This window comes from Sporomusa sp. GT1 (genome assembly GCF_014634905.1).
GTDB classification, from domain to species: Bacteria; Bacillota; Negativicutes; order Sporomusales; family Sporomusaceae; genus Sporomusa; species Sporomusa sphaeroides.
On sequence record NZ_BMBX01000037.1, the window covers coordinates 22626 to 30358 of the forward strand.

Genomic DNA, 7733 nt, shown 5'->3' on the forward strand with positions numbered 1-7733 from the left:
CAGAACAACCGTTGATGGGTCATTTTCTCGGAGCCAGCAGGAATGATATTTCTGGTTGATCTACTATAAAGTAGACTTAGCTTCAGGTGGGGTTTTAACCCCATCTGAAGCTAAGTCATCGGATAATTTGATTCTTAAACGTCCGTTTATACGGGCGTTTTTTGTTATACTAACAGAAAGGATACATTTCTTAAGAGCAGGCTAAAGGCGGCACCTGCTTTCACCGTCGCCAAAGGCTTGGAGCAAGTCGTATTTTCTTTATGAAAAAGGTATTGATTTTATCCCCCCTGGGGGGATAAAATATAAAGGGGAGGATATTATGGAAAAACATACACATTCTCATCAAAAACAGGTTGTGAACCGGCTGGCTAGAATTGAGGGGCATATTAGAGGGATTAAAGAAATGGTTCTGGCAGAACGGGATTGTCCTGAAGTATTATTACAAATTGCTGCTGTCAGAAAAGCGCTTGATAATACGGCTAAAATTATTTTAAAAGATCATCTGGAGGATTGCCTGATCCATGCCGTTAATGAGGGCGAACAGGAAAAATTCCTGGCCGATTTACAGGAAGCACTGGATCGTTACATCCGGTGACGGGAGGAGGATTTATGAGTTTGTTTAAGGTAGCACCACTGGTTGTGGTTTTGCTGGCTATTCCATCGGTAACCTATGCGCACTCAGGTACTGTGTTTAAGGCCGTTGTCAACTATATTCCGCTGGCTTTAGCGTTAGCTTCTGTTTTTTCACGGCCGGTAGTTGAACTGGTGAAAAAAATCAGGACGATTTTCATGAAAAAGCGTGACTAAGTTCAGACCAGAGGCCCGATAATGCATGACGGCGTTTCTGGCACAAATCGAAAGCAAAAAGTAAAAGTTGTATTGGCGCTTGCCGTGCCTACTGTCATCGAAAACTTTTTGCTGACCATTGTCGGCTTTGTCGATACCTTTTTTGTAGCGCAAATCGGTTTGCATGAAGTTGCGGCCGTCGGCATGACTAATGCTATTGTAGCAATTTATATTGCTGTATTTCTGGCAATGGGAATTGGCACGTCTTCGCTGATTGCCAGGTGCATGGGGGCTGGGGAAGTAGATAAAGCCAAGGCAATAGCACGGCAGTCAACCTGGATTGCCGTGGCTATCGGACTTGTTTTTGGGTTAATTACCTTCCTTTTTGCTGAACCTTTGCTGCGTTACATGGGCACTGAGCCTGATGTTTTAGCTGCAGGGGTCGTTTATTTTCAGATCGTAGCCATTCCGTCTGTTTTCCTTTCGCTCATGACGGTTTTCGGAAATATCCTGCGAAGTGCCGGTGATACTAAAACTCCCATGAAGGTGGGTGTATGGGTAAACCTGATTCATATTGGCCTGGACTATATATTGATTTTTGGCCTGGGAGGCTGGGACGGCTGGGGAATTACCGGAGCTGCCTGGGCAACAACCATTGTTCGGGTAATCGGAGCGGCGGCGTTATACGTCTATCTCCAAAAATCAGCGGTATCCTTTCCCTTGTTCCAAGGAGCATCCAGTGAATTTACCCTTCCTTTGCTGAAGCTTTCCGGCCCGGCGGTTATTGAGCGTCTAATCATGCGTCTGGGGCAATTGTTTTATGCAGGCTTGATTGTGCGGATTGGCACAGATGTTTATACCTCCTTTTTGCTGGCAGGAAATATTTCATACTTTTCATTTATGCCAGGTTATGGCTTGGCGGTCGCCGCCACAACGCTTGTGGGCAATCACATAGGAGCAAACCGCAAAAAGGATGCTTACCATTATGGGAAGGTAATCATGTGGATTGCCGTTATTTTCATGGGTTTTATCGGCGTGTTGTATTTTGTTTTTTCCTCTATCGCCGGTTCCTGGTTTACAGCAGATAAAAATGTAATTGAAATGGTGGCCATTGGACTTCGGATTGATGCGTTTGCCCAACCTTTTATAGCAGTCAGTTTGGTTATTGCCGGTGCGCTGCAAGGTGCCGGTGACACGAAAAGTCCGATGTACAGCACCATCATAGGTATATGGGTAATCCGCGTTGCTGGCATTTATGTGCTATGTTTGTATCTGGATATGGGCATTGCGGGAGTATGGCTGGTCAATGCTGTCGATTATGCCCTTCGTTCCGTCTTTTTGCTCTACAGGTTTAGAAGAATCATGCAAGTGTCCGCTAATCATTGACATATCTTTCATATGGAAGATATGGATAAACCCTCCCGTCAGACTGACTGCGGGAGGGTTTATTTTTCCAGGAAGGCAACTTAATTCATAACCTGGTATTGACATCCAGAAAAAATTATATTAGAATCAACTTCAATAATGATAATCATTATCAAATTGATTTTAGGGAGATGTGATTGCTTTATTATGTCGCAAAAAACGTGGAAGCTTTTAGGACTGATAATGACATTCTTGATGATGACACTGCTCGGAGGTTGTTCCGCCGGTGACAAAGCTGCCGGAGAAAAAAAAGAACTGGTCTTTGCCAACTTCCGGGACATCCGGGACTTGAATCCTCACTTGTATAGCGGGGAAATGTGGGCGCAGAATATGCTGTATGAATCGCTGGTGATGAATACCGAGACAGGAGTGGCTCCCTGGCTGGCGGAGAAATGGGATATTTCTGCCGATGGAAAGGTTTACGACTTTCATTTGCGTAAAGATGTCAGCTTTTCTGATGGAGAAAAGTTTAATGCCCAGGCTGCCAAACTGAATATTGATGCCATTCTGGACAACCGGGACCGCCACACCTGGCTGGAGATGGTCCGGCTAATTGACCGGGTGGAAGTGGTGGATGAATACACATTGCGGTTTGTGCTGAAAAGCCCTTACTACCCTATGCTGACTGAATTAGCGGTAACACGGCCTTTCCGGTTTATTTCGCCGAAATCAATGAAAGACGGGCAGACGAAAAACGGTGTCACCGCTTATGTGGGAACAGGCCCGTGGGTGCTGACCGAGCATAAAACAGATCAATATGCAGTCTTTACGATGAATCCCCGGTACTGGGGCGCAAAACCAAAAATTGAAAAAGTCACTATGAAAGTTATTCCTGACAATCAAACCAGGGTATTGGCGCTGCAAAAGGGTGAAATCGATTTGATTTTCGGGAAAAATATGATTGATGCCGACTCGTTTACCCAGTTAGGTAAAGATAACAAGTTTGAAGCGGTGATGTCCCAGCCGTCTTCCACCCGGATGCTGCTGATGAATACCACCAGCGGTCCGTTGCAAGACCTGCGGGTTCGTCAGGCTCTGGAGCACAGTATCAATAAGCAAGGAATTTCCGCAAATATTTTTAACGGCAGTGAAAGTGTTGCCGATACGCTGCTGGCTAAAACGGTGCCTTATTGCAATATTGATTTAAAACCCTTTGCCTATGATGTAAGTCAAGCCGAGCGCTTGCTGGAAGAAGCCGGCTGGCAAAAGGCCGCAGGACAGAAATATCGCCAAAAAGACGGTCAGGCCTTGCTGATTAAGACCCATTACAACAGCAACAGCGCCCTGGAAAAAACCATTTCCGAGTATATCCAAAGTGAACTGGCAAAGGTTGGTGTTAATCTGGAGATTGTCGGGGAAGAGGAGCAAGCTTACCGGGACCGGCAAAAGGCTGGTAATTTTGACATCATCTTCAATATTTCCTGGGGTACGCCTTATGATCCCCAATCGTCGCTGGCAGGCATGAAACTGCCGGTGTATGGCGATTATTATGCACAGCAGGGGCTTAAGGATAAAAAGGCTCTGGATCAGGCCATTACCGATGTACTTATTTCAACAGATGAGACGAAACGCCAGAATCTGTATACTTATATCCTTACAACTTTACATGACGAAGCCGTCTATATTCCGCTGACATATGAACGCAACCGGGCGGTTTATACTAAAAATCTCAAAGGCGTCACCTTCAACCCCTCCCAGTATGATATCCCTTTTGAAAAAATGTATTTCGGCCAGTAATAGCTGCTGCAAAGCAGGCGTTTAGTTGCTGGCAAGAGGAGGCTGGACAAACCCCAGCCTCCTCATTTTAGTTATTAACCTTAAAACTTTACAAGGGAGGGGAGCAAAGTTGCGCAATTACCTGATAAAAAGATGTCTGGCGCTGATTCCGCTGCTGTTGGCTGTGTCGTTTTTGTCGTTTGCCCTGATTGCCATGGTGCCGGCAGATCCGGCCGAGGTGGCGCTGCGGGTCAACGAAATAGTGCCTACCCCGGAAGCAGTAGAGGCGCTGCGGGAAGAGTTAGGTCTTAATAAGCCATTCTTAATCCGGTATGGCGACTGGCTGTGGAAAGCCTTGCATCTGGATTTTGGCAAGTCTTATATCAATGACCGTCTGGTGCTTGATGAGATTTTGCGGTGTTTGCCGGCGACGCTGGAATTAGCGGCAGCCGCACTGGTGTTAGTGGTCGCGGTTAGTCTGCCGGTAGGTATTTTGGGAGCTCTGTTTGCCAATCGGGCTTTTGACCGGATCTTGCGGGTATTGGTTTTTATTGGTACGGCCATGCCGGGGTATTGGGTGGGGCTGTTATTGATCTGGTTTTTTTCAATCAAGCTGAATCTTCTGCCGACCAGCGGCAGCGGTAGTTTTAGTCACCTGATTCTGCCGGCGGCGGCTCTTTCACTGACATATATTTCTACCTATGTCCGGCTGATTCGCAGCAATATGCTGGAAAACATGCGAGAAAACTATGTTCTTTATGGGCGGGTACGGGGCCTTAGCGAAAAACGGATTCTTTTGGCTCATGTCTTGAAAAACTCTCTTCAGACCAGTATCACCGCTATTGGCATGAGTATTCCCCAGCTGTTGGCCGGGACAGTCATTATTGAAAATATTTTTGCCTGGCCGGGCATCGGCCGGCTTTGTATTTCCGCAATCTTTAACCGGGATTATCCGGTTATTCAGCTGTATATCCTGTTGATGGCAGTGCTTTTTATACTTTGCAATCTGATTGTCGATATTATTCATCACAGTCTGGACCCGCGGTTAAGGGAGGGAAGATAAGCCGATGAGAGAGTTGTGTAACCGTCTGTTTCGCGATTATCTGGCAATGGGCAGCCTGGGGGTGATTGGGCTTACCCTGTTGGCCGGCTTGTTTGCCCCATGGCTGGCCTTGCACGATCCGAATCAAGTGGATGTGCTTCATAAATATGCGGGCGTCTCCTCTCAATATCCTCTGGGAGCAGACCAACTAGGGCGTTGTATCTATTCACGGCTGCTTTATGGCATCAGGACAACGGTTTTTTTATCTTTACTTACCATGGCGGCGACGATTACTGTGGGCGTTTTTTTCGGTTTGCTGGCCGGCAGTTTCCGGGGCTGGGTCGATGAAGGACTAATGCGCTTTGCTGATGTAATGCTGTCTTTTCCCAGCCAGGTGATGATCCTGGCCATTGTCGGCATGCTCGGCGTGGGGATCGGCAATGTGATTCTGGCGAATATTATTGTGAAATGGGCTTGGTATACCCGGATGGTTCGCAGCACGGTTCTTAAATATAGTCAAAAAAATTATATTCTTTTTTCGCGGGCTACCGGCAGCGGCAAGAGCTTTATTCTTTTTAAGCACCTATTGCCCAATGTTGCACCGGAAATTATCGTTTTGGCAACTCTGGATACAGGCTGGGTGATTTTGAATCTGTCGGCGCTGTCTTTTCTTGGTTTGGGTGTCCAGGCCCCAACCGCTGAGTGGGGGGCTATGCTGAGTGAAGCGCAGAAGGTGATGACCATTCATCCTGAGCAGATGCTGGCACCGGGACTGGCAATTTTGGCGCTGGTGGCAGCCTTTAATTTACTGGGAGACAGTTTGCGGGACGCACTGGACCCAAAGGAAGGGTGCAGATGAATATGATACTGAGTGTGCATGATTTGACTGTAAGCCTGGTTGACAGGCCGGAAGTGCCGCTTGTGCGCGGAGTCTCTTTCGATTTGCCTCAAAATGCCTGTCTGGGCATTTTAGGGGAAAGCGGCAGCGGGAAGACTATGCTTTGCCGGGCTATTTTAGGGCTTTTAGATCAGCGTTTTGTTATAACCGGGCAGGTGAATTTTAAAGGACGGGAGCTTTTGCAGGCAAGCCCGCAGGAACTGCGGGCGTTGCGGGGCCGGGAGAGCTGCATGATTTTGCAAAACCCGATGACGGCCTTCGATCCTCTCAGCCGGATAGGCAGCCAGATGACAGAGACGTTTCATACTCACCGGACGATGACGGACAAAGAGGCCCGCGAGCTGTCTTTGGCGGTTTTGCAGCGGATGCAGATCCGGGAGCCCGGGGAAGTGGTCAAAAAATACCCTCATCAGCTTAGCGGCGGGATGCTGCAGCGGGTGATGATCGGGATTGCTCTGGCGTTGGAGCCTGACCTGATTATTGCCGACGAGCCGACTACTGCCCTGGATTCGGTAACCCAATACGAAGTGATGGAGGAATTTGCCCGGATCCGGGAGCGGCTGCAAACCAGCATGATTTTTATTTCCCATGATTTTGGGGTTATCAGCCGGATTGCAGACCGGATTTTGGTGATGAATCAGGGGCAGGCGGTGGAAGAAGGCCCGAAGGAAAAGATCTTTTGTCATGCGGAGCAGGAGTATACCCGCTATTTGGTTGGTACCAGAGCGGCATTGATGCGAAAGTATCATCTGGCTCTTCGGGGCGAGGATGCAAAGGAGTTGAAGGCGTGTGCTGCTGACGGTTAACGAGGTGTATAAGGATTTTTCTCAGGAAGGAAGCTTTTTTTTAGCTTCCCCCAAGCCTGTTCTTAAAGGAGTTTCGCTGCAACTGGCCCGGGGAGAATGCCTGGGGCTGATTGGTGAAAGCGGCAGTGGGAAAAGCACGTTAGGCAGGATGATGATTGGTATTGAGCCGCCGGACCGGGGAGAAGTGCTGTTTGACGGGCAGAATATATACAAATCTGCCGGGTGGGGCAAAAGGGCTGACTGGCGTCAGAAAATCAGTGCCGTTTTTCAGGATTACACATCTTCCGTCAATCCGCGTTTTCAGGTATGGCAGATTATTGGCGAGCCGATGCATACCCGGCGGAGGGCCGCATCTGCCGGGACGATGGAGCGCATTACCTATCTACTGGAGAAAGTCGGTTTACATGGGGGCTATGTAAACCGATATCCGCACGAACTCAGCGGCGGTCAGCTTCAACGGGTCTGCATTGCCCGGGCCATTGCAACTAATCCTGCGTTCATTTTGCTGGATGAGCCGGTAAGCTCACTGGATGTGTCGGTTCAGGTGCAGGTGATGGATCTGTTGGCCAGCCTAAAGGAAGAATTCAATTTATCTTATCTCTTTATCAGCCATGACCTGGCGGCAGTTGCTTATCTTTGCGACCGGGCGCTGTTTTTCGCCGAGGGGGAGATTGTCGAAGAAGTTCCGCGCATCATGGAATTGGGCCGGGTGAAAGCTGCTTATTCCCGCAAGTTATTGCATTCGGTGCTGGATTTTTCCGAGGGCGCGGCAGATTGCCGCTGCCGGCTTGCAGGGGTGACCGAATAGTATGGCGGCAGCAGAGAAAACAGGTAGGATTAACGTAGAAAAATCCCCTCTGTTCAGTGAACAGGGGGATTTTTTCTATTCTGTTATTTCTGTGCAAATTTTTCAAGCCCGTATGCAACCAGCGGGTCGCCGGGGTTTACCGCCAAACCGCTTGTATAATAAAACACGGTGCCATCAGACTGTGTGAAATATCCTCTCACGCCCTCTAATAAAGTAGCTTAAAATACAAAATGCTAGGCAAATCGTTAACTT

8 protein-coding genes are annotated in these 7733 nt (G+C 48.2%); all 8 read left to right on the top strand.

Annotation, left to right across the window (positions count from 1 at the left end; genetic code table 11):
• Positions 1 to 319 precede the first annotated feature (319 nt).
• Positions 320 to 595 carry a metal-sensing transcriptional repressor gene (locus tag GT1_RS20625; protein ID WP_075753156.1) on the top strand — a complete coding sequence of 92 codons (276 nt, stop codon included), beginning with the start codon at positions 320 to 322 and terminating at the stop codon, positions 593 to 595.
• Between the two features lie 14 nt (positions 596 to 609).
• Positions 610 to 807: a hypothetical protein gene (locus GT1_RS20630; RefSeq protein ID WP_188400287.1), complete on the top strand. Its 198-nt coding sequence runs from the start codon at positions 610 to 612 to the stop codon at positions 805 to 807.
• Positions 808 to 828: 21 nt separating this feature from the next.
• Positions 829 to 2172 carry an MATE family efflux transporter gene (locus tag GT1_RS20635; protein ID WP_188400288.1) on the top strand — a complete coding sequence of 448 codons (1344 nt, stop codon included), beginning with the start codon at positions 829 to 831 and terminating at the stop codon, positions 2170 to 2172.
• Positions 2173 to 2406: 234 nt separating this feature from the next.
• Positions 2407 to 3948: a nickel ABC transporter substrate-binding protein gene (gene nikA / locus GT1_RS20640; protein WP_223226407.1), complete on the top strand. Its 1542-nt coding sequence runs from the start codon at positions 2407 to 2409 to the stop codon at positions 3946 to 3948.
• A gap of 109 nt (positions 3949 to 4057) precedes the next feature.
• Complete coding sequence (opp1B, locus tag GT1_RS20645) at positions 4058 to 4990, top strand: nickel/cobalt ABC transporter permease (RefSeq protein WP_075753164.1); 933 nt, start codon at positions 4058 to 4060, stop codon at positions 4988 to 4990.
• A gap of 4 nt (positions 4991 to 4994) precedes the next feature.
• Positions 4995 to 5828, top strand: coding sequence for a nickel/cobalt ABC transporter permease (opp1C, locus tag GT1_RS20650; protein ID WP_075753166.1), 834 nt, complete (start codon positions 4995 to 4997; stop codon positions 5826 to 5828).
• Positions 5825 to 6673, top strand: coding sequence for an ABC transporter ATP-binding protein (locus tag GT1_RS20655; protein WP_188400290.1), 849 nt, complete (start codon positions 5825 to 5827; stop codon positions 6671 to 6673). The genes opp1C and GT1_RS20655 overlap by 4 nt, the downstream gene beginning before the upstream one ends.
• Positions 6657 to 7481, top strand: a complete 825-nt coding sequence (locus GT1_RS20660; RefSeq protein ID WP_188400291.1) for an ABC transporter ATP-binding protein — start codon at positions 6657 to 6659, stop codon at positions 7479 to 7481. The genes GT1_RS20655 and GT1_RS20660 overlap by 17 nt, the downstream gene beginning before the upstream one ends.
• Positions 7482 to 7733 lie beyond the last annotated feature (252 nt).

What these genes read in the sequence shown, in the direction of transcription:
- opp1C (WP_075753166.1), top strand. Translation starts at nt 4,995, where the DNA reads ATGAGAGAGTTGTGTAACCGTCTGTTTCGCGATTATCTGGCAATGGGC.
- GT1_RS20625 (WP_075753156.1), top strand. Translation starts at nt 320, where the DNA reads ATGGAAAAACATACACATTCTCATCAAAAACAGGTTGTGAACCGGCTG.
- GT1_RS20655 (WP_188400290.1), top strand. Translation starts at nt 5,825, where the DNA reads ATGAATATGATACTGAGTGTGCATGATTTGACTGTAAGCCTGGTTGAC.
- nikA (WP_223226407.1), top strand. Translation starts at nt 2,407, where the DNA reads ATGATGACACTGCTCGGAGGTTGTTCCGCCGGTGACAAAGCTGCCGGA.
- GT1_RS20630 (WP_188400287.1), top strand. Translation starts at nt 610, where the DNA reads ATGAGTTTGTTTAAGGTAGCACCACTGGTTGTGGTTTTGCTGGCTATT.
- GT1_RS20635 (WP_188400288.1), top strand. Translation starts at nt 829, where the DNA reads ATGCATGACGGCGTTTCTGGCACAAATCGAAAGCAAAAAGTAAAAGTT.